Annotated in this window: 30 protein-coding genes; 10 read left to right on the top strand and 20 right to left on the bottom strand. The window is 60.0% G+C overall.

Annotated features, from left to right (window positions below; all coding sequences use genetic code 11):
- The first annotated feature begins 183 nt into the window (after positions 1-183).
- On the top strand, positions 184-675 hold the full coding sequence (locus J3P89_RS17195; RefSeq protein ID WP_434695027.1) for a DUF6630 family protein: 492 nt from the start codon (positions 184-186) through the stop codon (positions 673-675).
- 179 nt (positions 676-854) lie between these two features.
- Here the strand turns inward: J3P89_RS17195 and J3P89_RS17190 are convergent, their stop codons facing one another.
- Positions 855-1,229, bottom strand: a complete 375-nt coding sequence (locus J3P89_RS17190; RefSeq protein WP_434695026.1) for a MerR family transcriptional regulator — start codon at positions 1,227-1,229, stop codon at positions 855-857.
- Between the two features lie 74 nt (positions 1,230-1,303).
- Between J3P89_RS17190 and J3P89_RS17185 the strand changes: the two genes are divergently transcribed.
- Complete coding sequence (locus J3P89_RS17185; protein ID WP_434695025.1) at positions 1,304-1,750, top strand: hypothetical protein; 447 nt, start codon at positions 1,304-1,306, stop codon at positions 1,748-1,750.
- Between the two features lie 89 nt (positions 1,751-1,839).
- On the opposite strand, the gene J3P89_RS17180 is transcribed toward J3P89_RS17185, so the two are convergent.
- The 3 genes from J3P89_RS17180 to J3P89_RS17170 all read right to left on the bottom strand — a co-directional run bounded on the left by J3P89_RS17180 (position 1,840) and on the right by J3P89_RS17170 (position 3,231).
- Positions 1,840-2,139, bottom strand: a complete 300-nt coding sequence (locus J3P89_RS17180; RefSeq protein ID WP_434695024.1) for a MafI family immunity protein — start codon at positions 2,137-2,139, stop codon at positions 1,840-1,842.
- Positions 2,140-2,257: 118 nt separating this feature from the next.
- A complete protein-coding gene (locus J3P89_RS17175; RefSeq protein ID WP_434695023.1) occupies positions 2,258-2,719 on the bottom strand; it encodes a hypothetical protein in 462 nt (153 codons plus the stop codon).
- 65 nt (positions 2,720-2,784) lie between these two features.
- Entirely contained in the window at positions 2,785-3,231 is a 447-nt protein-coding gene (locus J3P89_RS17170) for a GNAT family N-acetyltransferase (protein WP_434695020.1), read from the bottom strand.
- A 148-nt stretch (positions 3,232-3,379) separates the two neighbouring features.
- Between J3P89_RS17170 and J3P89_RS17165 the strand changes: the two genes are divergently transcribed.
- From J3P89_RS17165 to J3P89_RS17155, 3 genes are all read left to right on the top strand, one after another.
- Positions 3,380-4,492 carry an NAD(P)/FAD-dependent oxidoreductase gene (locus tag J3P89_RS17165; protein WP_434698016.1) on the top strand — a complete coding sequence of 371 codons (1,113 nt, stop codon included), beginning with the start codon at positions 3,380-3,382 and terminating at the stop codon, positions 4,490-4,492.
- A gap of 166 nt (positions 4,493-4,658) precedes the next feature.
- Positions 4,659-4,970, top strand: a complete 312-nt coding sequence (locus J3P89_RS17160; RefSeq protein WP_434695019.1) for a hypothetical protein — start codon at positions 4,659-4,661, stop codon at positions 4,968-4,970.
- 209 nt (positions 4,971-5,179) lie between these two features.
- Positions 5,180-5,551 (top strand): VOC family protein, encoded by a 372-nt coding sequence (locus J3P89_RS17155; protein ID WP_186643292.1) that lies wholly within the window; start codon positions 5,180-5,182, stop codon positions 5,549-5,551.
- 256 nt (positions 5,552-5,807) lie between these two features.
- Here J3P89_RS17155 and J3P89_RS17150 read toward each other — a convergent pair whose 3' ends face one another.
- The 5 genes from J3P89_RS17150 to J3P89_RS17130 all read right to left on the bottom strand — a co-directional run bounded on the left by J3P89_RS17150 (position 5,808) and on the right by J3P89_RS17130 (position 9,345).
- The gene (locus J3P89_RS17150; RefSeq protein WP_434695018.1) at positions 5,808-6,080 is read right to left on the bottom strand and encodes a hypothetical protein; all 273 of its coding nucleotides are present in this window, start codon (positions 6,078-6,080) and stop codon (positions 5,808-5,810) included.
- A gap of 309 nt (positions 6,081-6,389) precedes the next feature.
- A complete protein-coding gene (locus J3P89_RS17145) occupies positions 6,390-7,130 on the bottom strand; it encodes an HvfC family RiPP maturation protein (protein WP_434695017.1) in 741 nt (246 codons plus the stop codon).
- Positions 7,123-7,974 carry an HvfB family MNIO-type RiPP peptide maturase gene (locus J3P89_RS17140; RefSeq protein ID WP_434695015.1) on the bottom strand — a complete coding sequence of 284 codons (852 nt, stop codon included), beginning with the start codon at positions 7,972-7,974 and terminating at the stop codon, positions 7,123-7,125. Before J3P89_RS17140 ends, J3P89_RS17145 begins: the two co-directional genes overlap by 8 nt.
- Positions 7,975-8,040: 66 nt before the next feature.
- Positions 8,041-8,505 carry an HvfA family oxazolone/thioamide-modified RiPP metallophore gene (locus J3P89_RS17135; protein ID WP_434695014.1) on the bottom strand — a complete coding sequence of 155 codons (465 nt, stop codon included), beginning with the start codon at positions 8,503-8,505 and terminating at the stop codon, positions 8,041-8,043.
- A gap of 231 nt (positions 8,506-8,736) precedes the next feature.
- Positions 8,737-9,345: a DUF1349 domain-containing protein gene (locus J3P89_RS17130; protein WP_434695013.1), complete on the bottom strand. Its 609-nt coding sequence runs from the start codon at positions 9,343-9,345 to the stop codon at positions 8,737-8,739.
- A gap of 257 nt (positions 9,346-9,602) precedes the next feature.
- On the opposite strand from J3P89_RS17130, the gene J3P89_RS17125 reads away from it, so the two are divergent.
- On the top strand, positions 9,603-9,854 hold the full coding sequence (locus J3P89_RS17125; RefSeq protein WP_434695012.1) for an antitoxin Xre/MbcA/ParS toxin-binding domain-containing protein: 252 nt from the start codon (positions 9,603-9,605) through the stop codon (positions 9,852-9,854).
- Positions 9,855-9,866: 12 nt separating this feature from the next.
- Here J3P89_RS17125 and J3P89_RS17120 read toward each other — a convergent pair whose 3' ends face one another.
- The 10 genes from J3P89_RS17120 to J3P89_RS17075 form a co-directional block, all read right to left on the bottom strand.
- Positions 9,867-10,406: a hypothetical protein gene (locus J3P89_RS17120; protein ID WP_434652667.1), complete on the bottom strand. Its 540-nt coding sequence runs from the start codon at positions 10,404-10,406 to the stop codon at positions 9,867-9,869.
- A gap of 447 nt (positions 10,407-10,853) precedes the next feature.
- A complete protein-coding gene (locus tag J3P89_RS17115) occupies positions 10,854-11,933 on the bottom strand; it encodes a protein-glutamate methylesterase/protein-glutamine glutaminase (RefSeq protein ID WP_434695011.1) in 1,080 nt (359 codons plus the stop codon).
- Between the two features lie 2 nt (positions 11,934-11,935).
- Positions 11,936-12,433, bottom strand: coding sequence for a chemoreceptor glutamine deamidase CheD (cheD, locus tag J3P89_RS17110; RefSeq protein ID WP_434568922.1), 498 nt, complete (start codon positions 12,431-12,433; stop codon positions 11,936-11,938).
- Positions 12,430-13,266 carry a CheR family methyltransferase gene (locus tag J3P89_RS17105; RefSeq protein ID WP_434695009.1) on the bottom strand — a complete coding sequence of 279 codons (837 nt, stop codon included), beginning with the start codon at positions 13,264-13,266 and terminating at the stop codon, positions 12,430-12,432. The genes cheD and J3P89_RS17105 overlap by 4 nt, the downstream gene beginning before the upstream one ends.
- Complete coding sequence (locus J3P89_RS17100; protein ID WP_305495396.1) at positions 13,263-13,799, bottom strand: chemotaxis protein CheW; 537 nt, start codon at positions 13,797-13,799, stop codon at positions 13,263-13,265. Before J3P89_RS17100 ends, J3P89_RS17105 begins: the two co-directional genes overlap by 4 nt.
- 39 nt (positions 13,800-13,838) lie before the next feature.
- Positions 13,839-15,497: a methyl-accepting chemotaxis protein gene (locus J3P89_RS17095; protein WP_434695008.1), complete on the bottom strand. Its 1,659-nt coding sequence runs from the start codon at positions 15,495-15,497 to the stop codon at positions 13,839-13,841.
- A 32-nt stretch (positions 15,498-15,529) separates the two neighbouring features.
- Positions 15,530-17,635, bottom strand: coding sequence for a chemotaxis protein CheA (locus J3P89_RS17090; protein WP_434695006.1), 2,106 nt, complete (start codon positions 17,633-17,635; stop codon positions 15,530-15,532).
- Positions 17,636-17,673: 38 nt separating this feature from the next.
- On the bottom strand, positions 17,674-17,958 hold the full coding sequence (locus J3P89_RS17085; protein WP_305495393.1) for an STAS domain-containing protein: 285 nt from the start codon (positions 17,956-17,958) through the stop codon (positions 17,674-17,676).
- A 15-nt stretch (positions 17,959-17,973) separates the two neighbouring features.
- Entirely contained in the window at positions 17,974-18,342 is a 369-nt protein-coding gene (locus J3P89_RS17080) for a response regulator (protein ID WP_042730627.1), read from the bottom strand.
- A gap of 11 nt (positions 18,343-18,353) precedes the next feature.
- Positions 18,354-19,265 carry a methyl-accepting chemotaxis protein gene (locus J3P89_RS17075; protein WP_434658238.1) on the bottom strand — a complete coding sequence of 304 codons (912 nt, stop codon included), beginning with the start codon at positions 19,263-19,265 and terminating at the stop codon, positions 18,354-18,356.
- A 689-nt stretch (positions 19,266-19,954) separates the two neighbouring features.
- On the opposite strand from J3P89_RS17075, the gene J3P89_RS17070 reads away from it, so the two are divergent.
- Positions 19,955-21,301, top strand: a complete 1,347-nt coding sequence (locus J3P89_RS17070) for an MATE family efflux transporter (protein WP_434568917.1) — start codon at positions 19,955-19,957, stop codon at positions 21,299-21,301.
- 182 nt (positions 21,302-21,483) lie between these two features.
- Positions 21,484-22,146 (top strand): HAD family hydrolase, encoded by a 663-nt coding sequence (locus J3P89_RS17065; protein ID WP_434695005.1) that lies wholly within the window; start codon positions 21,484-21,486, stop codon positions 22,144-22,146.
- Between the two features lie 115 nt (positions 22,147-22,261).
- Here the strand turns inward: J3P89_RS17065 and ppnN are convergent, their stop codons facing one another.
- The gene (ppnN, locus tag J3P89_RS17060; RefSeq protein ID WP_305495382.1) at positions 22,262-23,635 is read right to left on the bottom strand and encodes a nucleotide 5'-monophosphate nucleosidase PpnN; all 1,374 of its coding nucleotides are present in this window, start codon (positions 23,633-23,635) and stop codon (positions 22,262-22,264) included.
- 215 nt (positions 23,636-23,850) lie between these two features.
- Between ppnN and J3P89_RS17055 the strand changes: the two genes are divergently transcribed.
- Positions 23,851-24,387, top strand: a complete 537-nt coding sequence (locus tag J3P89_RS17055; protein ID WP_434695004.1) for a DUF3087 family protein — start codon at positions 23,851-23,853, stop codon at positions 24,385-24,387.
- An 87-nt stretch (positions 24,388-24,474) separates the two neighbouring features.
- Entirely contained in the window at positions 24,475-25,227 is a 753-nt protein-coding gene (locus J3P89_RS17050; protein WP_434695003.1) for an OBAP family protein, read from the top strand.
- Positions 25,228-25,269: the final 42 nt, after the last annotated feature.

The following is a 25,269-nucleotide window of genomic DNA, read 5'->3' as shown; positions in this document are numbered from 1 at the left end:
TGCGGGTGTTGGAAGGGTGAGGCCCGGTGTACGGTCCACATACTCGCGTAATCACCTGAGGGTGAAGGATAATCCTCGTGCTCTTGATTCTGCTCCCGCAAGAGCGCGCCGCAGTGATCGCTGTCAGCACAATGCTGCTGCACGCTGAAATACCATTCGAGTTCATTCAGGAGGAGATAGAGGTTGGGGATTCTGAATCGTCTTTTTGGTGGCCGCTTTCATCAACCGCCGCCCTCTGAACCGCCGTTGAGCGATGCCGCGATCATGCGCGAGCTGCATCCCTTTCGCGCCGAACTCAAGGCATTCACCCAGCGCCTTCTGGTACGTATGCCTGAAAAGGAACGGGCACGTCTTGTCAGGCGTGTGATGCGCTGTTATGGACAGGGCGAAGAGCCATCCGTTGCGTTGACCGACGGCGTGCTCGATATGGAAAAGGGGCGGTCCCTTGAGCATCTGGCCCTGCTGGCCGTCGACTGGAAGGGACACGATGGGTTTGAATACCTCGCACCGCATTTGGTCACGGCCAGCGGGATTCGAGAGCCTTTTGCCTACCGGACAGACCCTACACTGACCCTCGAACAGGTACTTGGAAATTTCGATCTCTGGCTTACGGGCCATGGCAAACGCTTTGCACATAAACACAGGAGGCGACGAACACGTGGGCTGTATCGTTGACGGCGATGAGGTCGACGACATGATCGGAATGGCACGAAAGGCCGGGATCGAAGCAGCGCTTAAGGCTTTTTGATGTCCACACAGAGAGCAGCAGGTGCTTGTGTTGGATAGCTTGATTCGCGCTGCTTCGCTTCTTGGCAAGCAAATGCGAGCGTCGGCTTTCGTCCAGAGGCGGCCATTCAGAACGAGACAATTTGACCGGTCCCCACTAAAGGGCACACCTGCACCGCTCGCTCGGCCAAGAGATTGCGCAGCGTGCGCATTTGTCCGATGCGCTCATCAAGTAAAGCGATTTTCTCTTCGAATAACTGTGCCAGCAGGCCGCTGGAGGCGCCGTCACTGTTCCACAGCAAAGGCACATTCTCGCCGATCTCTCTTAGCGAAAATCCAAGCTGCTGCGCCAACTTGATATACCCGACCAGTTGCAGCGTCTGCTCAGGATAAAACCGATAGCCGTTGGCAGTACGAAGCGGCTTGATCAAGCCTTTCTCTTCATAAAATCTTAGGGCGTCGACTGACACCCCCGTGTGTGCTGCCACTTCTCCGATCTTCATAAATTTCAATCTCGCGTTGACTCTGGACCTAACACCAGGCTTTAGCCTGCGGGTTCGAACTGTGAGAGGCCATTATGATCAGCGTAAATAGAAATCTACAAATTGTCCGGGTCAGCGCTTTGTACGACCTGGTCGTTACTGCGGGCTTTATGACGCCCTTGAGCGCCGGATTGGTTTTTAAAGGCTTCGCCACGCTATCCAGCGTGCTTGTATTGGACCGACCAGTACCGACACTGGACGTTACCGCCATGCTTTTTGCCAACCTGCTGGGCAGCGTGGTGGTGGTCTGGTCGCTCTGGCGGTTACTACAGCCAAGCCGTAGCGTTGGATTATATGACGCTGTGGCGAGGATGCTGTTCGCTGTCTGGCAACTATTCGCGGTAGCCCACGGAGCCAGTTTTCTGATCCTTGGCTTCACCTGTTTCGAAGTGGGGTTTGCCATCGCGCAAATCCTGCCACTGAACCATCCACGAAAGGTTCGAACGAATTCAAGCCCAAGCCGTTCTGGTCTCGGCGCGTAGCAGACGCAATGGCAGCTTCGGGTCGAAAGCAGTCACTCGCGACCGGCAGATTTCGACCCAAAGCTGACCTTCAGGTGGGTTAATTTTTGTCATCTCGTGAGTGGCATCTTCAAGGACTTTGCGATCCGAGCTAAAATTTTTATGCATTTCTCAGAAACAACGAGCGGTGGTTCGTTAATCATGTAAAGCAGGTGTTCGAACGCTACTCCAGCCTCGTTGTGATCGACATAATCCAGAACGATTTCACCACCATTCTCTAAACCTGCCTGAGCTAATGCATGGCCTTCCGTTACAGGGCCGAGCTGTTCGTATGCAATGGACATCAGCGTCGAGACTTCCTCAAGTGCCTCAACGAAATCGGCCCTCAAGTCGTTGTCAAGGTGGGTCATAACAAACATTCCTTCGATTATGGTGACCTGCGTTCCGTTCCCGTCTGGTCGATTGTTGCCCAAGACTTGTTCTTTGCGCACGCGCTTGGACAGCTAAGGTCGACTGTCCGCTCTTGGGTCACGCTTTACCCATTTCCTCGTACGAAGCATCGACGAACGTGATGTGCTCCTCCCAAGCAGCTTCAGCTAGATCCCGGATAATTTCAGCGAGCGTCTCAACATCCACCCCCTGAGCTTCGATGCAGGCCAAGCGTCCGGGCGACCAGTCGATGACGGAACACTGTGGATACTTCCCTAGCAGTGCGGACAGCGCTTCCTGAGGCGGCTCTTTGTGGGTATACATGAAGTCAAAGTACGGGGCACTGGCATTCTGAAGCGGGTGCACCAGAGCCCAAGCATTTGATGGGCCGGGAAAGCAAATGTGGACGTTACGATGCGCCCATTCCGGCCCACTGTGTTTGATGTGGCGAAGAACTTCGATGATCGAATGACAATCGGCTATTCGGATCATGCGATCAGGGTCAAACGTCCAGCCAGGTCCAGGCTGGGTTGTTGCGTTACTGGTCAGTGCTGCAGTCATTCTTGTTTTTCTCTTCATCGCATACCTTAGGTTCGAACGTCTGCTCTCGGCCGAAAGCCGGCGGGTCAGGGGTTGAGCAGCTCCATGATGTGGGTGGCATGGACATCTTCTGTTCGCATGAAGCCGCAGCGCAGGTAAAACGCATCGCCTCGAGAAGTATCGGTGGAAAGACGCACCTTCTGAAAGTGAAGAGCGGCGTGTGCAACCAATGCCTTCACCAGCGCGTGACCGACATGTTGATTTCTTGCCGCAGGCGCCACGTACACTCGCCGTAGCCTTGCGGTATTGGGCTGATTATAGGGATCAACTGATAGCCCTCCGATACCTATCACTTGCTGGTTCGAATACGCTGCCATGAGACATTCACCGGGCGCGTTGAAGCTATTCTTTCCTGAATGCCATTCCGAAATCAGGCGCGTCAGAAATCTGAACCCTTCTGCAATTGCCTCTTTCTCCAAACTAAGAACTTCCGCCGGCAGATACGTAATGTGTTGAATTTCGATTGGTTTCATTCATCGTCTCTGGTTCGTGTAAATCCTTTTTGGCTGATCGAGGGTGCATTTGGGCGCTTGCTATGAGCGATGAGAGTGGCAGACACCGGCCAGGAGCAAACACTCAAAAAGCTGAACGATCAGGCTGTCATGTCATGAAATCATCCAGCTGTCGTACCATCCGCACGTCGACAGAGCGGAGGTTGATATGGGAAATGGTCAGGGCAAACGAGTCGTTATCATTGGTGCAGGCATCGTTGGCGCATCATTGGCGTATCACTTGGCAGACAAAGGCGCGAATGTCACCTTGGTAGAGGCTGAAGATATAGCTTCGGGAGTAACTGGTGCCTCATTCGCTTGGCTCAATACCTCACACACCGAACCTGACCCAATTGCGCAACTTCGCGGTTCTGCCATCAAGGAGTATCGCCGACTCGAAACGCAGCTGCCTGGTCTAGAGATACGATGGACAGGTGCCTTGTCTTACAGCGTGAAGACGATTGGAGCGCTGCCGACCTCAGGTCATCAAGCTTTGGCAAAGCTGGTGTCTCGATCGCAGATTCTAGACCTGGAACCAAATCTCAAAAACCCTCCGCTGTCTGCTATATATGCGGCTGAAGAAGGAGCGCTGGACGCAGTGGCGGCTACGTATACGTTGATCGCAGGTGCCCAGGCGTATGGGGCGCAGATTCTCACTCAGACGCGAGTGCTCGGTTTTGCAACCCAGAGTGCAACGGTGACCGGAGTCAAAACAACAATGGACATCATCGATGCCGATATTGTCGTACTGGCAGCCGGAACAGGCATCGCGAAGCTGACAGACATGCTTGGAGTGTCCCTGCCAATAGAGGCCTCGCCTGCTATTTCCATCCGTTACAAGTCACCACCCAACCTCGTGCACACCCTCATCTCCAGCCCTGAAATGGAAGTCAGGCAAGATTCGGATGGTGCGTTGCTTGCGGCAGAAGATTACCTGGGCGACGCCATGGAAAATCAGCCGGCAGCGATAGCGCTTCGAACTGCCAAGACAATCCAGGATGAACTCCATGGTGTTGTTTCCATACACCCGGAACAGGCTAGTGTCGGACTCAGGCCCATGCCTGCCGATGGCATTCCCATCATTGGCTATCTACCAAAAGTGGATGGCGTCTACGTTTGTGCAATGCACCCTGGAGTTACTTTGGCGGCGATAGTAGGACGCCTGGCCAGCGAAGAGATTATCGATGACAAGGCGTCCAGTGCCCTTTGCTCATGCCGGCCCGACCGTTTTTTTCAAGCGTAGGGATTCTCTTGTGGGGCAGCAATTTGGCCGATTCTGCCGCTAGTGACGGGCAGCAATCGGCCAAAAGCGGACGCTCAAGGCCAACCCTTTTTCGACCCAAAGCGGTCATCATCATATTCCAGTATTATTACGCCGATGCTCAGACTGTTCATAGGTAGGTTGATGTATGGCCAGAAGCGTTAGGCTTCAAAAGAAACTTCATTCAAAGTATCTCTTTGAGATAGCGGGAGAGGTGGTGCTTGATGACTGCTTTGTTGAAAAGCTATGGGCCCTCAACAGAGGTGACAGGTTTGAGTTGAACGCACGCTCCTTCAGTTTTGGACCTGTTCAAAAATACCGCTTGGAATACGTGATAACGAGAGGCCCGATTCCTGGGCACTGGCTCTACAAAGAATTTGCCCCAGAGGAACTGACATTATTTTTTACGGCAAAAGACTTTGTCGGCATTTGCCATGGCTGGACCTTGTTTGACGAGTGACCGCTTAGCATTAGCCTTCTGGGAGGCAGCTTCTTGCCGATTCTGTTGAAAAAGTCGGTCCTTCCAGACTGACGGGCAGCAATTGGCCGATTTCTGCCTGTCGCCAAGGGCAGGAACGGCCAAAAGCGGTCTCTCGACAACCGCACTCACAGTGTTGAAAATGAGCCGGGCTCTCAGCGCCGTCTATCAACAATTTTCAGGGAAGAACCATGCAACCATCACTCAACCGGATAATGCTGTACGTCAGAAATGTTCAGGAGACTTGCGATTTTTATCAGCACCATTTCGGCTTTGTCAGCACGCGTGATGCTGATGACCGGGTCGTTGAATTGAGGTCTGCGAACGGCGGTGCGATTCTAATGGCCCACCTAGCGGCAAAAAGCGTCAAGACAGGCCAAGTCACCGTCAAACTTGTCTTTGACATCGAGGATGTCGATGGCTTTAAGGAAAAATGCCTGATGCAGGGACTGAAGTTTGGAGCCACACACAAGGCCGACGGCTATACCTTCGCCAATGCCAAAGATCCCGACGGAAATTCAATTTCCATATCTAGTCGAGCGTTTGCCGCACGCTACAACTAGTCACTGCCATCCGGAGTTGAGTCTGCTGGGAACGTTTTCTGCCTCTCGCGACGGGCGGAAACGGCCAAGAACTGTCAGTTGCGAAGGGGCGCTTTGGGTCGATTGCAGCCCTTAACACAGGCCGCTATTGGCCGATTGCTGCCGTTCAGTACTCTCCAAAATGCCCACGGCGCTAAGCGCAGAGAACGTCCAGGCAAGTGCATACAAGCGCCCTTCGGAGGCAAAAAAACGGGCGTCACCAACGCCCGTTCTCCCATCAACCCTCAACCGCCTCCTGAAGCCGCCGCCCAATTACCTCCAACAAATCACACCCATCCCTTAACGGAATCGCCAGCAGCTGCGCAAAATCCGTTAGCACCACCGTATCGCTACCAATCTCGGCACGAAACGCAATATTTTCCAGAACCTGTGTCACGACCCGAATACGGTAATCAGCTGTCGCGTGCAAAACATCAAGCGGGGCCTGTGTATCAATGAGAAGAGAAGCAGGGGTGCAGTCTATGCCGGTGATGGGAACGTACCTTTCCATGTTTGAAACTCCGATCAGATGGGGGTTAGCCACTCAATCGTCGCCAAACAATTGGGTGGCAGTTGTACGCAGGTTGGCGAACCGGGATCGGATTACCGGCAGACCCCTAGGGTCTCCCACGCACAACTGCCATAACGGGCAGCCGTGCAAGTGTGCCAAAGCCTTCGTCAAAAACGCAGTACTTTTGCAATCCGATTATCCAGGTCGCCAAACCTGATCGCCATTTGGGGCGACGCGATTGACTATAGGTTGAAGCACCTTTGCCGGATAGGTGACCATTTCCGAGACTCGCGTAGGAATTATCACAACTCACCCCCAACGCGTCCCCAACACAATCCCCCGCGCCTTGAATCCCTCAAGCGCCGCCACCCCCATCGGCATCAACTCCCGCACCGACACTCCAGCCACCTCAGCCAACGCCACCAGATGCTCGTGCCCACTGCGCCGGTGCTCCACCAGCGAAACCAACAACGCATAAGCCATCGGCGCCAGTCGCAAAAACGTCACTTGCGCATCGCGCCGCTGGAGCAGCACCAAGGTCGGGGCCGCAGGCTTTTCGGTGGGCTGATGATCCGGCCCGATGTCGCACACCGGCCATTCATAGGCATGTGCCTGCGCGAGTCGGGAGACCACGGGGGTGCCTTCGATCAGATCACCGTGGGGATTGTGCGACGGCTCCACCGCATCGCTCAGCAGCAGGGCGCTTTCGCTCCATTCGTGTTGGGCGAGTTCGGGCAACCATGGGGCGAAATCGTGCGCATCCTCGTGTTGTTCCAGGTAGGCGACAAACTCACCGGCAAGCTGTGTGAACAGTGGCGTCTGGCAGCGGTAGTTGGCGTAGAAGTCGTGGACCAGTCGTTGCCAGTCGGCGCGCGGCAGGGTTTGGTGGATGACCGGGAAGCTGGCGGCGAGCAGTGATTCGATGTTGCCGATGAACAGTTGGCGGTAGATGGCCAGGCGGCGGGCTTCCAGCCCGGATGGGGGCGGGTGGTGGGGGTTGCGGACGAAGTTTGCCATGCAGTTGAGTTGGTCGAGCAGTTGTTCAGGCATGGCGGGCCTCCGGGGTTGCTGGGCAGGCGAGTTCTTGCAGCTGTTTGATCTGCCCTACCTCGGCGAGCAGTTCGGTCAACGGCGGGAAGTTGAAGTCGCGTTCCAGCAATGTCGGCACCGGTCCGAATCGTTGGTAGGTCTGGTACAGAAGCGTCCAGACATCTTGCTTGACGGCCGCGCCGTGGGTGTCGATTTTCAGGTCGTCGGCTTCGTCGTAATGGCCGGCCACGTGTAGGTAGCTGACGCGTTGCGCGGGCAGGGCGGCGAGGAATTTCTGGGCGTCGTAGCGGTGGTTGATGGCGTTGACGTAGAGGTTGTTGACGTCCAGCAGCAGGTCGCAGTCGGCTTCTTCGAGGACTGCGGTGACGAAGTCGATCTCGCTCATGGCCTGGAAGGGCGCGGCGTAGTAGGAGATGTTTTCCACGGCGATGCGCTGGCCCAGTAGGTCCTGGGTCTGGCGTATGCGCGCGGCAACGTGGTGCACGGCTTCTTCGGTAAAGGGGATCGGCAATAGGTCGTAGAGGTGGCCGCTGGCGGAGCAATAGCTCAGGTGCTCGCTGTAGATCGCCACGCCGTAGCGATCGAGAAAGCGGCGTGTGCCCCGCAGCAGGTCGAGGTCGAGAGGTTGTGGGCCGCCGAGGGACAGGGACAGGCCGTGGCAGGTGATGGGGTGTCTTGCGGCCAGTTGATCGAGTTGTTCGGCGTAGACACCGCCGACGCCGATCCAGTTGTCCGGGGCGCATTCGAGGAAATCCACCGCGTTCGGGGCCATTTTCAGCAAGTCGCCAAGCATGGCGCGACGCAGGCCGAGCCCGGCGCCGTTGGGTGAAGTGAAGGTGCTCATCGCAATTCTCCAGGGATGGCCAGACCCTCCCGGTGTGAACCGCCGGGAGGGCGCGGGCAAAGGGCTTTATTCCTTGGCTTGGCTCATGCGGGTGAACAGCTCGGTGGGCACTTTCTTGCCGTTGGCGGTGTATTGGCCGGTGCGGTATTTGTAGGTTTCCGCTTCGGACAGGTAGCCGTCGTGGTTGCTGTCCATCTTTTCGAACTCGGCTTTTTCGGTCGGCGCCACGCTGAGAAATTCCTTCAGCGACACGCGATCATCTTTGTCGGTGTCAGTGCGGGCGAAGGACGCGTCGCCACATTTGCCTTCACCGCATTTGCCTTCGGCCTGAGTGACTTTTTTGCCCGATTCGGCGGCGCCGCATTTGCCTTCGCCGCACTTGCCTTCGGAGGTTTTTTCCGCCGAGGCCAGTTGATAACCCTGGGGCAGGGCGTCGACCGCGAAAGCCGACTGGGCGAGGCTCAAGCCGCCGGACAGGGCAAGTGCGGCAAAGGCGAGGCGAGCAGTGTTCGAGTTTTTTGTACGGGTCATGAGATTTCTCCAGATAAGAGCTGTGTGGCCCCTGGCAACGTTGCGCGGGGCGTGTGCCGTGGCGGCGTCACGTTGCTTGCCCGGTGCTGGGCACGTCGGGTCGAAGCAAGGCGCGACTGCCTGTTCGGACGGGGCCATTTGGCGCTTGTCGTGTATCTGGGATGTGTCGTGCGGCGGTGTGTTTGTATTGCTGTGTGTCGCGGATACAGAGCGCTGCAACAGGGGCCGCGCTCAGGTCAGATCATGCAAGTCCTTGCCCAGCGCAGGCCCGAGCGTCCAGTCGGAAAAAGCGACTTTCAAGCCGCCGCGCTTGGGGCTGCACGCCATCGGGCCGACGCGGTAGGTCGGTGCGATGGGAAACGGGCATAAGCGCACCAGCGGCCAACGAAGTCCATCGGCGGAAACCTGCAAGCGCAGTACGCCGTTGGCGACCGTGGCGCGCATCCAGAAATCGCCGGGATCGGCGGTGTACGGGCTGGTCGCCCAGTCGGATTGTCCGTCGGTGAGTACGCTGCCGAGCATCGCCTGGCCGTCGCTCAGTTCGATCCCGGCCTTGACCCATTGGCGTTCGTTGATGCGGACCATCAGGCCGGCCTGGTCGTACAGGGCTTCGAACGTGCCTTGGATGCGTAGTTGGCAGGTGAAGCTGGATGGGGCTTCGACGCCGAGGAAATGGCCGCTGTCGTGGGTGAAGCCGTAGTGGGTTTCTCGCCAGAAGTCGGTAGCGTTGTCGGTTTCCAGGTGCAGGGAGTTTGTTGTGAGCGCGGAGTGGATTTTCGGTTCGTTCAGCCATGAGCCGTTTAGCAGGCTTTGGGGGGGTGTATTGGGTTTGTCGGGCATCGTCGTGCTCCTGGTTCGAGAGTTTGGAGTCGACAGACGCGCCGGGGGTTGGTTCAGAAAGGGGGGGCCGCTGCGCAGCCCAGCGGGAGCAAGCTCCCTCGCCACGGGCTTGGTGTGTTTCCTACAGAAGATGGACGCTCATGGAGTGAATGAACGAAATCTCTGACGACTTTTTAGGGTTGGCCTTCGGAAGTGCCGCGCCTAGCATGGGCTAGCACAACGCTGTGTGAAGAACTTCATATCGTGAGGATAAATCGATGCTGGGAAGTCAGGATGTCAAGCTTCAGTATGCCCGCACTTTGGATCATGCGACTGAGGTGTTCGGCAGCCAGTCGTTGGCTCAAGACTGGTTGAAGAAACCCTGCAGGTACCTGGACGGTCATGTGCCCTTGGAGTTGATCGACAAGCCGCTGGGCTTTCAAACGGTAAAGGATACCTGCGCCGTATCGAGCAAGGGGTTTATCAATGAATCCCTTGCCTGGATACGCGATGATTGTTGGGTTGCTTGATCGCGGATGTCTCTACTTCTTGACCGAATAATCCGCCCCCCAGACCCGTACGGCACTGATCGCCTCGTTCATGCCTTCGAAAACGAATTTCTGTCGTACGGCGATCTTCGGTGGGACGGTGACTTCGTCGGGGTTGTCCAGACCGGTGAGGCGGTTGGCGTAGCCGGCCTGGTCGATGGCCAGCAGGGTGCCGGTTTGTCCGAGGTTGATCAGGCGCAGTTGGGTGTCGGTGCTGTTCTTGAAGCCGAGGGTGATGGTGACGTTTTCTTCGCTTGGCTCAAGCTTCAGCACTTCGATAGTGATGCGGTCTTTCATTTGCTCGCCGGAGGAGATGATCGCGGCGCCATCGGTGCCCTGGACCGACTCGCGCCCGTCGAGCACGCCTTCACTCACACCACCCAACAGGTTCTTGCCTGCGGTGATGAACGACGAGACCGCGGATTTGGTCGAGTCCTTGATGACGCTTTCCGCCGGCTCGCCCTCGGCCAGGCACAGAGAGCTGATCAGAAGACCTGAGACTAAGAGGGTGGCGCGTGACGGCAGAAGGGGCATACCTGAATCCTTTAGGGTGGCTAGCAGCACGCCGGGCAAATGAGCGTGCGGCATGATAGCCGGGATCATGGGTACTTTCTGCAGTTCTGGCTTGGCGGGTTTCTGGCTTTATGCGCTGATCCGCATTTTTTGGTCGCAGGTGCGTCTGTAACGGTATCAGTTACCGCTCCACAATTCGGCCGTGCCGCAATGACTCTATTGGGAGAATGCTCATGGCGAAGATGGCGATTTTTCTGGGTGGTTTTCTGGCGTTGACGTTGCTGATTGGTGTGCTGGCGACGATCTCGCCTGTTTAAACAGCTTTTCTTGTGGCGAGGGAGCTTGCTCCCGCTGGGGCGCGCAGCGGCCCTGAACCTGGCAACTCGATCTGCAACGGCGCCTCCGAGTATTTGGGGCCGCTGCGCAGCCCAGCGGGAGCAAGCTCCCTCGCCACGGGGCAGGCGTTGTTCAGCGATGCAATATCACCTGCGCAATCTCCTGCAACGGCATCACCCGCTGCGCGGCGTTGAGTTTGATGGCTTCCTTGGGCATGCCGAACACCACGCAGCTGGCCTCGTCCTGGGCCACGGTGGCGCTGCCGGCGTCGAGCATTTCCTTGAGGCCGCGGGCGCCGTCGTCGCCCATGCCGGTCATGATGATGCCGGTAGCGTTGCGGCCGGCGAACTTCGCCACCGAGCGGAACAGCACATCCACCGACGGGCGGTGGCGATTGACCAGCGGGCCGTCCACTACCTGCACGTGATAGAACGCGCCGCTGCGGGTCACCATCATGTGTTTGCCGCCGGGGGCGATGAGGGCCAGGCCCGGGTGGATGCGGTCGTTGTTTTTCGCTTCGCGCACTTCGATCTGGCAGAGGCTGTTGAGCCGCGCGGCGAAGGATGCGGTGAATTTTTCCGGCATGTGCTGGACGATGACGATGCCCGGACACACCCGTGGCAGGGCGGTAAGCACCGCTTCCAGCGCCTGGGTGCCGCCGGTCGAGGTGCCCATGGCAACGATGCGTTCGGTGGTCTGGGCCATGGCGTGGCCATTGGCGGCGGGCAGCATGGCGTCGGCGGTGAGTTTGGTTGCTGGGGCCAGCGGCGCCGCGGGAGCCGGGCGCTTGCCCAGGTTGCGGACGTTGACCTGGGCGGCGGCGCGGATGGCGGACACCAGTTCCGGTGCCGATTCCAAAAGGAAGTTCTTCAAGCCGCTGGTGGGCTTGGTGATGATTTCCACCGCACCGGCGGCCATGGCTTGCAAGGTGGTTTCCGCGCCTTTGGGCGTCAGCGACGAGCAGATCACCACCGGGGTAGGCCGTTCGCTCATGATTTTTTTCAGGAAAGTGATGCCGTCCATGCGCGGCATTTCCACGTCCATCACGATCACGTCGGGCCATTCCTTCGCCAGTTTGTCCATGGCAAAGATCGGGTCGGAAGCCGCACCGATGACGTTGATGTCCGGCGTGTCACTCAGGATCGCCAACAATACCTGGCGGACCACGGCGGAATCATCCACCAGCAATACGTTTATTTTTTTGCCTGACATGGTTAGTGCAGGGTCCTTATCGGTTGGTGCCTGACCCAGACGTCACCCGTGCAAAGGTCAAAAATGATGCTCCGGTGGCCGGTGCTGCCCATGTCCTGGGCGATCAGGTCCAGGCGATAGAGCGCGGCCATCTCCAGCGCCGCGTTGACGTTGGACCGCGCCACGTCGCCGAATGCCACATGGCGTTGCAGTTCGGGAAACATCTCGCCGCCGCCGAACAGCTTGAGCTGGTATTCCTCGGGCTCGGTGTGATGGGCCCGGGCCTGACGGACGAACAGCTCGATGGCTTCATCGGCGTACATCCCGTTCAACGCGGTGGAGCAACGTACCCGGCTGGGCAACATGAAATGGCACATGCCGCCGATCTTGCGCTGCGGATGCCAGAGCGTGATCGCCACGCACGAGCCGAGGATCGTCCGCAGCCGGGTCGGGCAGGTCGCAAAGCGAAACTCTCCCGGCCCGAGGTAGACCTCCGCTACCTGCTTTATCGCGGCGCTCATGGCTTGCGATAAATCGAAGGGGCGACCAACTTCAGCGCATCGGACACACCATTGAGGCTCTCCGAATGGCTGACGATGAAATAACCGCCGGATTTGAGCCGGGGGATCAGCCGGGCGACCACTTTGCTTTTGGTGGGTTGGTCGAAATAGATCATCACGTTGCGCAGGAAAATCACATCGAACTCCCCCAGCTCCGGCAGGGTGTCGTTGAGGTTGACCTGGATGAAGTTGACGCGGTTGCGCAGCGCCCGATCGATGAGCATCGTGCCTTGCTGGCTGCCGGTGCCCTTAAGGCAATATTTCACCAGCAACGGGTGGGGCAGGTTGCGCGCGCGCTCCATTGGGTAGTGGCCGGAACGGGCCTTGGCCAGCACCTGGGTGCTGATGTCCGAACCGATGACTTCCCAAGGCGTGGTGCCCAGGCTTTCGGCCAGGGTCATGGCGAGGCTGTAGGGCTCCTCGCCGGAGGAACTGGCCGCGCTCCACAGGCGGAAGGTCTTGCCCGGCGTCGCGTGGGGCAGCACATGGTCGCGAAGAAAGTCGAAGTGCTTGGGCTCGCGAAAAAAATAGGTTTCGTTGGTCGTGAGCAGGTCCAGCGCCACCTGCAATTCGTCGCTGCGCTGGCCGCTCATGATCAGCTTGAAATATTCGCCATAACTGTCCAGCTCATAGTGCTTGAGGCGCTTGAACAGCCGCCCGGCCACCAGGGCTTTCTTGGCTGGCGACAGGTTGATGCCGGCGGCCTGGTACAGCCAGGTTTGAAACTGGCTGAACTCCCGATCGGTGAGGGCCATTGAATTCACTGTGCGTTCCTTGCAAGTGTCTGTGCTCATGAGGCTGGCGCTTCCAACGCAGCGGGGCTGGCCTGGGCGAGTTCGGACATCTCGTCGATGGACAGCACCCGGTCGACCTCCAACACGATGACAAACTTGCCATCAACCTTGGCCATGCCGCTGATGAAGTCGGCGCGGATCTTCGCGCCGAAACTCGGCGGCGGCTCGATCTGCGAGGCCGGGATCTCCAGCACCGCCGACACCGTGTCCACCAGCAGGCCGATGTCCTGGGCTTGCCCGTCGGCGCTGGCGGCCTCGATGATGACCACGCAACTGCGCCGGCTGATGGCGGAATTCGGTCGGCCGAAACGAGCCGACAAGTCCACCACCGGCACGACCGCGCCGCGCAGGTTGATCACCCCGCGCACGAAGGCCGGCATCATTGGCACGACGGTGAGGTTGCCGTACTCGATGATTTCCTTGATGCACAGGATGCCGATGGCGAACATCTCCGTGCCGAGCATGAACGTCAGGTACTGCGCTTCTTCCTCGACCGCGCTGACGGTCTGACGTGTGGTCGCGATGGCGCCCATAGCTTTTTCTCCTTTAGGCAAGCCTGTGGAACCGGGCCATCAGAACCGGGTGAATTCCGATTCGTCCGGCGCGCTGGCCATGTTGTAGGCAAATGCCTTGGGCATCACCGGTGCCGGTGCCCGTGCCGGTTTGCGGCTGGACGGACCTGGGGTGTTATCGACCCTGGCGCTCTGCATGGCGGACTTGGCTGGCGTGTCCAGAGTGAAGAAGCTCATGGCCTGTTGCAGCTGTTCGGCCTGGCTGCTCATCTCTTCGGCGGTGGCGGCCAGTTCTTCGCTGCTGGAGGCGTTCTGCTGGGTCACCTGGTTGAGCTGGGTCATGGCGGTGTTGATCTGCGCCACGCCGGCGGCCTGTTCTTCGGACGCGGCGCTGATTTCCTGCACCAGGTCCGAAGTCTTGTTGATGGACGGGACCATTTCGTTGAGCAGGTTCCCGGCCTTCTCCGCCATGTCGACGCTGCTGGACGACAGCTCGCCGATTTCTTGGGCGGCAACCTGGCTGCGCTCAGCCAGTTTGCGCACTTCGGCGGCGACCACCGCGAAGCCTTTGCCGTGTTCGCCGGCGCGGGCCGCTTCGATGGCGGCGTTGAGCGCCAGCAGGTTGGTCTGGTAGGCGATGTCGTCGATGATGCTGATGCGCTGGGCGATTTTTTTCATCGCCACCACGGTCTGCTGCACCGATTCGCCGCCGTCGGTGGCTTCCTTGGCGGCCTTGCTGGCCATGCCGTCGGTAACCTTGGCGTTCTCGGTGTTCTGGTTGATGCTGGCGCTCATCTGCTCGATGGAGGCGCTGGTTTCCTCGACGCTGGCCGCCTGTTCGCTGGTGGCCTGGCTCATCGATTGCGCGGTGGCGCTGACTTCTTCGGAGGCGCTGGCGAGGTTGTCCGCCGCGTTGCGCACTTCACCGATGATGTGCGAGAGCTTGCCAACCATATTCTGCATGGCATTGAGCACCATGCCGGTTTCGTCCTTGGAGCCGGTTTCGATTTTCGCGTTCAGGTTACCTTCGGCCAGTTGTTCGGCGACGGCGGCGGCCTGCTTCAGCGGACGGGAAATGATCCGCGAAATGAACAGCGCCAGGCCCAGGCCCACCAGCAAGGCGGCAGCCAGCACGGCGATGATCGACAGGCGTGCATTCTCATACAGCTGGGTGCCGTGTTCGCTGGCGGCGCCGGCACCGACGTCGTTCAGTTCCACGAGTTTTTGCAGGTCGCTTGTCACCAGGTCGAACTGGCGTTTGGACTCGCCTTTGAGCAGCGCCATGGCTTGCTCGGTCTGGTTCTGCCGGGACAGCGCGAACAGATCCTTGCTGACCACCAGGTAAGCGGCCCAGTCGTTGCGGGTGGTTTCGAACAGTTGACGGTCTTCGGCGGTGGAGAGCAGTTTTTCATAGGTGCCGAGACGGGTTTCGAAGGCCTTTTTCGCTTCGTCGGCTTCCTGCTCCAGCGTTACGCGTTCTTGCTCGGAGTCGGCGGAAATATGACGGTTTTCCTTGAGGCGAAAGCTCGCTGCGTAGAAGCGCATGCCCGAGGCGGCGCGCATGGACGGCATCCAGTTCTCGCGAATCTCGGTGGTGGTGCCGTTCACCTGGCCCAGCTGGTGGATCGAAAACACGCCCATGACGGCGGTCAGCGCCAACACCACGAGGAACGAGGTGATCAGTTTGGTGGCGATTCTAAGGTCGTAGAACCATTTCATTGGGGAATACCTCTCCATGGAGTGTTGAAGCGTCAGCGAGCGTTGGCTTGTTGTAATGGGGTCGGGTTGTAGCGGTTTTCTGTTTGTGCGATCTGGGTGAGCAGGGCAGGTACGTCGAGAATCAACGCCACCGCACCGCTGCCCAGAATGGTCGAGCCGCTGATGCCGCGCAGTGCGCCGAACAGCTTGCCCAAGGGTTTGATCACGGTCTGGAATTCACCCAGCAGGTCATCCACCACCAGCCCGGCCTTGAGTTCGGCGTAGCGCACCACCACCACGTTCTGCCGGCGCGAGGCCGGGCCTTCGTGATGGAAATGATCGCGCAGGTACACCAGCGGCAGCACTTCGCCGCGCAGGTCGAGGTAGCCTTGTTCGCGACTGGCGACGCCATCGTCTTCGCTCAGTTCGATGCATTCCTGGACCATGTCCAGCGGAATCACATAGGTGGACTGGCCGATGCCGACGAGGAAGCCATTGATGATCGCCAGCGTCAGCGGTAGGCGGATGCGCACCACGGTGCCCTTGCCCGGTTGGCTGTCGAGGTCGACGGTGCCGCGCAGCAGGGTGATGTTGCGCTTGACCACGTCCATGCCCACACCGCGCCCGGACAGGTTGGTGACGGCCTGGGCGGTGGAGAAGCCGGGTTCGAAAATCAGGTTGTTGATTTCCTGGTCGCTCAGGTTCGCGCCGGCGGCGATCAGGCCGCGCTCGTGGGCTTTTTCCAGGATGCGGTCGCGGTTGAGGCCGGCGCCATCGTCGGCGATTTCCAGCACGATGCTGCCCGAGTCGTGGTAGGCGTTGAGGTGCAGGTGACCCTTGGCCGGTTTGCTGGCGGCCATCCGCGCCTCGGCGGTTTCGATGCCATGGTCCATGGCGTTGCGCAGCAGGTGCATGAGCGGGTCGCCGATCTTTTCCACGACGGTCTTGTCCAGCTCGGTTTCCGCGCCGCTGATGATCAGGTCGATGTCCTTGCCCAGTTCCTGGCTGACGTCGCGCACCACCCGGCGAAAACGGTTGAAGGTTTCGCCGATCGGGATCATCCGCAGGCGCAGGGCGCCGTCGAGAATCTCTTCCACCAGCCCGGACACCGATGAGGTGGCCTCCTGCAACGGGTCGTTCTGGCACGTGCGGGCCAGCAGGCTGGCGCCGGCACTGGCGATCACCAGTTCGCCGACCAGGTTGATCAGTTCGTCGAGTTTGTCGGCATTGACCCGGACGTACGTGCCGTCCCTGCTCTTGCTGTCGCTGGTCACGGCCTGTTTGTCGGGCGCGACCTGGGCCGGCATGCGCGGGGTCTTGCGCTGGTCTGGCAGCAGCTCGCCGGTGGTGACCATGGCGGTGCTTTCTTCGCTGGCTGTCTGGGCGGTGGTGACCAGATCGGTGCTCGCCTGGGGCTCTGCCTCCGCCTCTGGCACGGCAACGATGTCGATGACGCAATCTTCGCGAACAAAATCGAAGACTTCGTTGATCGCGGCATGACCGGCGGCGGAGCGAAACCCGATATCAAAACCCAGGTAGCAGGATTCGGCATCCCAGGCTTCGATAGCCGGCATCGCCTCGGTCAGCGTGGTGATCTCGACGACCTCACCGAGGGTCTGCAGATAGCGCAGGAACGACAGCGGGTCCATGCCATTGCGGAACACTTCCTGGCCAAAGCGCAGGCTGATGTGCCAGAGGCGCGCGTCGCTTGATTCGCTCGTTTCAGTTGCCTCTGCAGTAGTGGTTTCGGGCGCGGTCGGGGGCGCCTGGTATTCCTGGAGGATCTGGCACAATTCCATTTCCCGAGCCAGGGCAGGGGGCTGCAACGTCGAGCCCTGGTTGGCGACCACGTCGATCAGTTCAAGCATGTGATCGCCGGACTTGAGCAGCACCGCGATCAGGCCCGGGTCCACCGCCACGCTGCCTTCACGCAAGCGGTCGAGCACGTCTTCGACGATGTGGGTGAAGCTGACGATCGGCTCCAGGCCGAACAGCCCGGCCGAGCCCTTGATGGTGTGCGCCGCGCGGAAAATTGCGCCGATGGCGTCATCGTCGGCGGGGTCGTTTTCCAGTTGCAGCAGCGATTCTTCCATCGCCTGCAACTGCTCTCGTGCCTCGACGATAAACGTTTGTTGTGCCTGATCGAGATTGATGCTCACGCTCATATCCTTGTCGTGTCCGACGTGTCGCGGGGCCTCTAGGCAACGAGGTTGCACAGGGCGAGTGTCTCCGTAACGGCTTTGCTCTGGCCGGTCACCGTCAGTTGGGTGCCGGCCTTGGGTGCCTCGCGCTGAATCATCAGCAGCAGTTGCAGGCCGGCGCCGTCCATCTCGGTGATCTGCGACAGGTCCAGTGCCATGTTCGGCGTGGCCCCCAGCCGTGGCAGCAATTGTGCGGCCAGGTCGGCGGCGGTGTAGATCGTCAGCTCGCCGTCGATCTGCACCTGCGCGGTGTCATCTTCTGTTTCGTACAGCAGCGGCATCGAAGCCTCCGGCCATCAAGGAAGAATCAGCTTGGATACCGCCGCCAGCATCTGCGCCGGTTGGAACGGCTTGACCACCCAGGCCTTGGCGCCTGCGGCCTGGCCTTCCTGCTTCTTCGATTCCTGGGATTCGGTGGTGAGCATGATGATCGGCGTGAACTTGTAGCTGGCGAGCTTCTTGACCTCCTTGACGAAGGTGATGCCGTCCATGTTCGGCATGTTCACGTCGCTGATGATCAGGTGCACTTTCTGCCCGGTGAGCTTGCCCAGTGCGTCCTTGCCATCGCTGGCTTCGATCACGTCGTAGCCGGCACTTTTCAACGCGATGCCGACTACCTGCCGAACGCTCGCGGAGTCGTCGACAACCAATACACTTTTAGCCATGAACGGCTCTCCTAAAAGAAGGTTATTTCCTGTGAAGTCTGTTGCGCGGCCGAGTCGCCATGATGATTGCGGCGTTGCTCGTCGGTGGCGTAGGTGGTTTCCATGCGCGCCAGCCATTGGCGGGCGTCGATGGAGATAGCCTGATCGGGCGACTGGTTGGCCTGCTGTATGTGCACATGGAGGTCCTCCATGTTGTCGCGCACGTGGCTGAGGATCTGGCTGACCCGATCCTGGAATTGGAGATTGACCAACACTTCGGTGAGCTCGTCGCGAATGCCGAAGCTTTCCCGTTGCAGCATGTCGGCCGAATCGGCGAGACGCTCGGTGACGCTTTTGAAGCGTTCCAGCACGCGCTGAATGCTGCCTTCGGACACGGCCACGGACTGGCTGTCCTGGTCGGCGCCGCTGGAGGCGGCCTGGACCAGTTGGGTGATGGCGGTATTGATGACGTCGACCTTGGCCGACATCTGCTGGCCGGTCTCGCTGGATTTGCTCGACAGTGCACGCACCGCATCGGCCACTACCGCAAAACCGCGCCCGGCTTCGCCCGCCCGGGCGGCCTCGATGGCGGCGTTCAGGGCCAGCAGGTTGGTCTGGGCGGCAATCGCCGCGACATCGGCGGCCATGGTCCGCAGTTCGCCGGTGTAGGCGGTCAGGCTGCGGACCTGGGTCAGGGTTTCATCACGGCTGGCCTGGGTGGTTTTCAGCGAGTCGATGACCTTGACCAGTTCGCCTTCGCTCTGCGCCAGTACCTGGACGGCACCGCCACCGCCGCTGCCCGCCAACTCGCCGGCGGCCTGTTGCGAGGCTTGCACGGTCTCTTCGAGGCGCGAAGAGATGCCGGTGAAGCGGGTGGTCAGCGAGACGATTGCGGTTTCAGTCTGCTGGCGTGAGCTTTCGACTTGCTTGGCCCAGATCGGCATCGCGCCGAGGATCACTTCGTTGAGCTGCGCGGTGGCTTTATGGGAAACATGACCGGCGGCTTGCAACTCGTGGCGGGTGATGGCCGCGGCCGTCGCCTCGTCGAGTTGAAGACGTTGTGAACGCGCGCCCAAGATGCCGACGGCCACGCCAAGAACCACCAGCACGATGCTCAAACCGATGTTCTGTGTGCTTGCACCGTTAAGTGCCAGCACGCCAACGCTTGCGGCGATGGCCACGATCAAGGCGTGCCAGAGAATGCGTGGTTGGGTTTTGGCGGGGGAGTGGTCGTGGGAATACGACGTCATGGTTCGGTCCTTGAACAGTGTTGCTGACAGGATATTTGCTAATAACTGGTTATCTGCAAAGCCGACGCGGTCTTGAGGACCAGTCGTCCGGTTTCGATAAAAATAATGGCACATTGCTATCTAAGAATAGGCGAAATCCATGAATTGTCGAGGAGGCCTGACCTGCGGATAACCCGTGGCGAGGGAGCTTGCTCCCGCTGGGCCGAGCAACGGCCCCGTTTTTATCGGGTTTCGCCAGAAGTAATCAGCCTTATGGATTTTGGGCCTGCTGCGCAGTCCAGCGGGAGCAAGCTCCCTCGCCACAAAGGCGACATCTCTGCAACAGAACGAGAGGATTGAGCTAAATTACCCGGCATTGATTTCGAACCTGCCATCGAGCCCCCATGCCTGCCCAGCCACTCTGGAAAACCTACCTGCTGTTCCTGGCCCCCATGGTCCTGTCCAATTTCCTCCAGTCGATGTCCGGTACGCTCAACAGCATCTACATCGGCCAGATGCTCGGTACCCAGGCTTTGGCGGCGGTGTCGGGGATGTTTCCCATCGTGTTTTTCTTCATCGCCCTGGTGATTGGTCTGGGCGCGGGGGCGGGCGTGTTGATCGGGCAGGCCTATGGCGCCGGCGAGACCGGAACGGTGAAGGCGATCGCCGGCTCGACGTTGCTGTTGGGGGCGATCATCGGGCTGGTGGCCGCGGTGTTGGGCAGCGTCTTTGCTCGCGAGGCCCTGCAAGGGCTCGGCACGCCCGACGATGTGCTCGAAGATGCCATTTCTTACGCGCGGGTGATGATGTGGATCCTGCCGATGCTACTGGTGTTCGTGCTCTTCACCCAGCTGCTGCGCGGTGTGAGTGATACCGTCTCGCCGCTGCTGGCGTTGCTGGTATCCACCAGCGTCGGGATGCTGCTGACGCCGGTGCTGATCCGTGGCTGGCTGGGATTGCCACAGATGGGTATCCAGAGCGCGGCGTGGGCGGGATTGGTGGGCACCGCATCGGCCATGGCCATGCTGGCGTGGCGCCTCAACCGGCGGGCGCATGCCTTGGCGCCGGACCGCGCGCTGTTCGCCGCGATGCGCCTGGACCGGGATATCCTCGCCAAGGTGCTGCGCATCGGCTTGCCGACGGGGTTGCAGATGGTGGTGATTTCGTTATCGGAGCTGGTCGTCCTGGCGTTGGTCAATCACCACGGCTCCCAGGCTACGGCTGCCTACGGGGCGGTGACGCAGATAGTCAATTACGTGCAATTTCCGGCGCTGTCGATCGCCATCACCGCCTCGATCCTCGGCGCCCAGGCCATTGGCGCCGGACACCTGGAACGCCTCGGGCCGATCCTGCGTACCGGGCTGTTGATCAACGTCTGGCTGACCGGTGGCCTGGTGCTGCTGGGGTATCTGTTGTCCCACTGGCTGCTGGGGCTGTTCATCACCGACCCGGCGGCGCGGGTCCAGGCCGAACACCTGTTGCACATCATGCTCTGGAGCCTGCTGGTGTTCGGCTTCCAGGCCATCATCGGCGGCATCATGCGCGCCAGCGGCACGGTGCTGGTGCCGGTGGCCATCTCGATCTTCTGCATCATCGGCGTGCAAGTGCCGGCGGCCTACCTGCTGGACGCGCACTTCGGCCTGCAAGGGGTGTGGATGGCGTTTCCGGTGGCTTACCTGAGCATGCTGATTTTGCAGGCGGTGTATTACAAACGGGTCTGGCAGCATCAGCGGATCGAGCGGTTGGTATAGCCGGCCCACCACCGAACCCCTGTGGGAGCGAGCCTGCTCGCGAAAGCGGTGGTTCAGCCAGCACTGATGTGACTGGCCCGACGTATTCGCGAGCAGGCTCGCTCCCACATGAAACCGGCGGTTGGTAGATAGGCGAGTGTTACAGTGCCCATTGCCCCGTCTTGTCACCCACGAGGATCTCAATGCCTGTAAAACTCCCCTCCATCGCCTACCGCGCCTTCCTCTTCGACATGGACGGCACGCTGCTCAATTCTGTCGCTGCCACCGAGCGGATCTGGACGCGCTGGGCCATGCGCCATGGCCTGGACGTGGCGACATTCCTGCCGACCATCCATGGAGTGCGGGCTGTCGACACCGTCGACCGCCAGAACCTGCCGGGCGTGGACGCCCAGGTGGAGGCCGCGCAGCTCACCGTCGAAGAAATCGAGGACGTGGAGGGAGTGGTCGAGGTGCCCGGTGCGCTGGCGTTTCTCAAAAGCCTGCCGCCGACGCAATGGGCGATCGTCACCTCGGCGCCAATGGCCTTGGCTTTGCGCCGCATGGAAGCAGCCGGGATTGTGCGCCCGGCGGTGATGGTGACTGCCGAAGACGTAAACGCCGGCAAGCCAAACCCCGATTGCTATCTACTCGCGGCGCAGCGCTTGCAAGTGAAACCGCAGGAATGCCTGGTGTTCGAGGATGCCGAAGCCGGTATCAAGGCCGGCGAGGCGGCGGGGGCGGACGTGATGGTGGTGACGGCCACGCACACGCATCCGGTAGTGACGTTGCACTCGCAGATCGAGGATTACCGTGGGCTGAGTGTCGCGGTGAATGGCGGGTTGATGCGCCTCTCAAGCCACCGCTGAACCCTGTGGGAGCGAGCCTGCTCGCGAAAGCGGTGGTTCAGCCAGCAGTGATCTGGCTGACCCGACGCCTTCGCGAGCAGGCTCGCTCCCACATTTCTTATGGGGTTCCTGCGAATCAGGTCACCACGCGATAGCACGGCACATACGCCGCGCCGCCCGGCAGTTTCATCCGGTGCTGGGCGACGAAGGCCTGCAGCAGGCGATCAAGCGGTTCCATGATGGCGGAGTCGCCGTGGATCTCGTACGGGCCGTGTTCCTCGATCAGGCGGATGCCCTTGTCCTTGACGTTACCGGCGACGATTCCGGAGAACGCCCGGCGCAGGTTGGCGGCCAGTTCGTGGGGCGGCAGGTCGCGGCTCAGGCCGAGGCTGGCCATGTTGGCGTGGGTCGGGTCGAACGGGCGCTGGAAACCTTCGTCGATCTTCAGCAGCCAGTTGAAGTGGAACGCGTCGTTGCGCTCGCGGCGGAACTGCTTCACTTCTTTCAGGCCTTGGGTCATCTGCCGCGCCACTTCAGCCGGATCGTCGATGATGATCTGGTAGTGCTTCTGCGCGGCTTCGCCCAAGGTCGCGCCGACAAACGCGTGCAACTGGTCCAGGTACGGCGCGGCGCTTTTCGGTCCGGTGAGCACGACCGGGAAGGGCAGGTCCTGGTTGGCCGGGTGCATGAGGATGCCCAGCAGGTAGAGGAACTCTTCCGCCGTACCGGCGCCGCCCGGGAAGATGATGATGCCGTGGCCGACGCGCACGAAGGCTTCCAGGCGCTTCTCGATGTCCGGCAGGATTACCAGCTCGTTGACGATCGGGTTCGGCGCCTCGGCGGCGATGATGCCCGGCTCCGTCAGGCCCAGGTAACGCCCGCCATGGATACGCTGCTTGGCGTGGGCAATGGTCGCGCCTTTCATCGGGCCTTTCATCACGCCGGGGCCGCAGCCGGTGCAGATGTCCAGGCTGCGCAAGCCGAGTTCATGGCCGACTTTCTTGGTGTATTTGTATTCTTCGGTGTTGATCGAATGACCACCCCAGCACACGACGATTTTCGGTTCCACGCCGGGACGCAGGGTGCGGGCGTTGCGCAGCAGGTGGAACACGTAGTCACTGATGCCCTGGGATGAGCTCAGGTCGATGCGCTGGCTGTCCAGTTCGTTCTCGGTGTAGACGATGTCGCGCAGGGCGCTGAAGAGCATTTCCCGGGTGCTGGCGATCATCTCGCCGTCGACGAATGCATCGGCCGGCGCGTTCAGCAGCTCCAGGCGCACGCCCCGGTCCTGCTGGTGAATGCGTATCTCGAAATCCTTGTAGGCTTCGAGGATGGTCTTGGCATTGTCGACATGGGCGCCGGTGTTGAGAATAGCCAGGGCGCACTGGCGGAAAAGATCGTAGATGCTGCCGGAACCGGCTTCGCTCAGTTGCTGGACTTCGCGCTGGGACAAGGTCTCCAGGCTGCCCTTGGGGCTTACCGAGGCGTTGATTACATGTCTTTGAGTCATTCAGCTTTCCTTGAAAACGATGCCGCGCGCACGACGGCGGCATCTTTGAAAAAACGTCCACGCAGGAAGATCGCACGATCCTTGCGGTATCGCCATGGACTTTGATCCGGGTCCTTCGGGTCGGTGCAACACAAATGAGCCCCAGCATAGCCAAATCGACCGGGGAGGCGATAATGCGCGAGTCTTTTCACGCCACACAAGGAAAATGCGACGCGATGTTAGAGATCAAACCGTGGGACGCCGTGACCTACCGGCAGCAGACCCGCCGCAGCACGCTCATCCTCGCCTTGGTATTCCTGGCCTTGGCGATGCTGCTATCGAGCCTGGCGGTAATGCTGTTCGGCACACCCGGGGGCGATAATTTTCGCTTCAACGTGGGCGGGGTTTTCGCCGCCGTGCTGCTGATGGCCGCGCTCATGCGCGGGTATTTCTGGCAACAGCCGTGGATGGCCGCGGCGGTGTACGGCTGGCAGCTCAAGCGCAGCCTGATGAGCGTTACCAACGTGATGCACCAGGTGAAGGCTGGGGTGCAGGCCCAGGACCCGACGGCGATGAAGCTGCTGCGCTTCTATCATTTGGGCCTGGCCCAGATGCACCTGCTGGATGCCAACTCCAGCGACCAGGCCTCGTTGAGTCGCGAGGCCGATGAACATCTGCAGAACATGCAGGCGCGCGGTCTGGACCCCGAGCAGTCGCGCCTTGACCCGGCCTGGATCGATACCGTGAAACAGGCCTATAAGGCCCGCGATTAGCGGCCGCTCGTCGGTTGCTCAGGTGAAAAATCAAACCCTGGCGATCGGGCGCCTTTCTCATGAACAGTCATGAAAGGGAGAGTCGAGATGCCTGGAAAAATCACTCAAGGAACCTGGGCCATGCTTTGCGTGGCAACGGTGGGGTTGGCAGGCTGCGCGGGCGATAACAGCCATTCGCCGGTGGACGCGCCAGGAGCCGCGAAGAGCCCGACCACCGCGACGCTGGAAGCCGGGGCGGGGCTCATGCAGAACAAACCCCCGTTGCAAGCGCTGGATACCTACCTGGATGGCTTCCATTTCTATAACGGGCGGATGTCCGGGCAAATGGAAGCGCATCACTACTGCACGGCACTGAACGAAGAAGTGTTCCAGTGCGCCATCTTTGATGCCAACACCACCAACGCCAAGCTCATGGGCGTGGAGTACATCATCAGCAAGCGCTTGTTCGAAGGCTTGCCGGCCAGCGAAAAACAGTTGTGGCACAGCCATGTGCATGAGGTGAAGTCCGGGCAACTGGTCGCGCCAGGGATTCCCGAGGTGGCGGAAACCCGCTTGATGAAAAACCTCGTCAGTACCTACGGCAAGACCTGGCACACCTGGCACACCGAACAGGGCAACGCGCTGCCTTACGGTGTTCCGCAACTGATGATGGGCTTTACCGCCGACGGCCAGATCGACCCGCAGTTGGTGCGTGAGCGCGACAGCCGGATGGGCATCTCCAGCGAAGAGAAAAAACGCGCCCGCGCGGCAATCGAAGCGCCGACAATCGATCCCGGTGCGGATGCCTGGCAGAAGGGGCAGGTGTGGCAGATCAAGGACCCGACGGGGCATGCTCATTAAACGCGAATTTACCGAATATGCTTTTGTGGCGAGGGAGCTTGC

Source organism: Pseudomonas sp. Z1-14 (assembly GCF_051132005.1).
Classification (GTDB): domain Bacteria; phylum Pseudomonadota; class Gammaproteobacteria; order Pseudomonadales; family Pseudomonadaceae; genus Aquipseudomonas.
This window is presented reverse-complemented; position numbering and strand designations above follow the sequence as displayed.

Bases quoted from the DNA above. Each gene is read 5' to 3' on its own strand.
- J3P89_RS17175 (WP_434695023.1), bottom strand. From the start codon at position 2,719: ATGACTGCAGCACTGACCAGTAACGCAACAACCCAGCCTGGACCTGGC.
- J3P89_RS17075 (WP_434658238.1), bottom strand. From the start codon at position 19,265: ATGCCGATCTGGGCCAAGCAAGTCGAAAGCTCACGCCAGCAGACTGAA.
- J3P89_RS17080 (WP_042730627.1), bottom strand. From the start codon at position 18,342: ATGGCTAAAAGTGTATTGGTTGTCGACGACTCCGCGAGCGTTCGGCAG.
- J3P89_RS17180 (WP_434695024.1), bottom strand. From the start codon at position 2,139: ATGACCCACCTTGACAACGACTTGAGGGCCGATTTCGTTGAGGCACTT.
- J3P89_RS17085 (WP_305495393.1), bottom strand. From the start codon at position 17,958: ATGCCGCTGCTGTACGAAACAGAAGATGACACCGCGCAGGTGCAGATC.
- J3P89_RS17050 (WP_434695003.1), top strand. From the start codon at position 24,475: ATGCCTGGAAAAATCACTCAAGGAACCTGGGCCATGCTTTGCGTGGCA.
- cheD (WP_434568922.1), bottom strand. From the start codon at position 12,433: ATGAGCGCCGCGATAAAGCAGGTAGCGGAGGTCTACCTCGGGCCGGGA.
- J3P89_RS17095 (WP_434695008.1), bottom strand. From the start codon at position 15,497: ATGAAATGGTTCTACGACCTTAGAATCGCCACCAAACTGATCACCTCG.
- J3P89_RS17150 (WP_434695018.1), bottom strand. From the start codon at position 6,080: ATGGAAAGGTACGTTCCCATCACCGGCATAGACTGCACCCCTGCTTCT.
- J3P89_RS17105 (WP_434695009.1), bottom strand. From the start codon at position 13,266: ATGAGCACAGACACTTGCAAGGAACGCACAGTGAATTCAATGGCCCTC.
- J3P89_RS17140 (WP_434695015.1), bottom strand. From the start codon at position 7,974: ATGAGCACCTTCACTTCACCCAACGGCGCCGGGCTCGGCCTGCGTCGC.
- J3P89_RS17145 (WP_434695017.1), bottom strand. From the start codon at position 7,130: ATGCCTGAACAACTGCTCGACCAACTCAACTGCATGGCAAACTTCGTC.
- J3P89_RS17135 (WP_434695014.1), bottom strand. From the start codon at position 8,505: ATGACCCGTACAAAAAACTCGAACACTGCTCGCCTCGCCTTTGCCGCA.
- J3P89_RS17130 (WP_434695013.1), bottom strand. From the start codon at position 9,345: ATGCCCGACAAACCCAATACACCCCCCCAAAGCCTGCTAAACGGCTCA.
- J3P89_RS17065 (WP_434695005.1), top strand. From the start codon at position 21,484: ATGCCTGTAAAACTCCCCTCCATCGCCTACCGCGCCTTCCTCTTCGAC.
- ppnN (WP_305495382.1), bottom strand. From the start codon at position 23,635: ATGACTCAAAGACATGTAATCAACGCCTCGGTAAGCCCCAAGGGCAGC.
- J3P89_RS17190 (WP_434695026.1), bottom strand. From the start codon at position 1,229: ATGAAGATCGGAGAAGTGGCAGCACACACGGGGGTGTCAGTCGACGCC.
- J3P89_RS17185 (WP_434695025.1), top strand. From the start codon at position 1,304: ATGATCAGCGTAAATAGAAATCTACAAATTGTCCGGGTCAGCGCTTTG.
- J3P89_RS17170 (WP_434695020.1), bottom strand. From the start codon at position 3,231: ATGAAACCAATCGAAATTCAACACATTACGTATCTGCCGGCGGAAGTT.
- J3P89_RS17055 (WP_434695004.1), top strand. From the start codon at position 23,851: ATGTTAGAGATCAAACCGTGGGACGCCGTGACCTACCGGCAGCAGACC.
- J3P89_RS17125 (WP_434695012.1), top strand. From the start codon at position 9,603: ATGCTGGGAAGTCAGGATGTCAAGCTTCAGTATGCCCGCACTTTGGAT.
- J3P89_RS17070 (WP_434568917.1), top strand. From the start codon at position 19,955: ATGCCTGCCCAGCCACTCTGGAAAACCTACCTGCTGTTCCTGGCCCCC.
- J3P89_RS17120 (WP_434652667.1), bottom strand. From the start codon at position 10,406: ATGCCCCTTCTGCCGTCACGCGCCACCCTCTTAGTCTCAGGTCTTCTG.
- J3P89_RS17100 (WP_305495396.1), bottom strand. From the start codon at position 13,799: ATGGGCGCCATCGCGACCACACGTCAGACCGTCAGCGCGGTCGAGGAA.
- J3P89_RS17155 (WP_186643292.1), top strand. From the start codon at position 5,180: ATGCAACCATCACTCAACCGGATAATGCTGTACGTCAGAAATGTTCAG.
- J3P89_RS17115 (WP_434695011.1), bottom strand. From the start codon at position 11,933: ATGTCAGGCAAAAAAATAAACGTATTGCTGGTGGATGATTCCGCCGTG.
- J3P89_RS17160 (WP_434695019.1), top strand. From the start codon at position 4,659: ATGGCCAGAAGCGTTAGGCTTCAAAAGAAACTTCATTCAAAGTATCTC.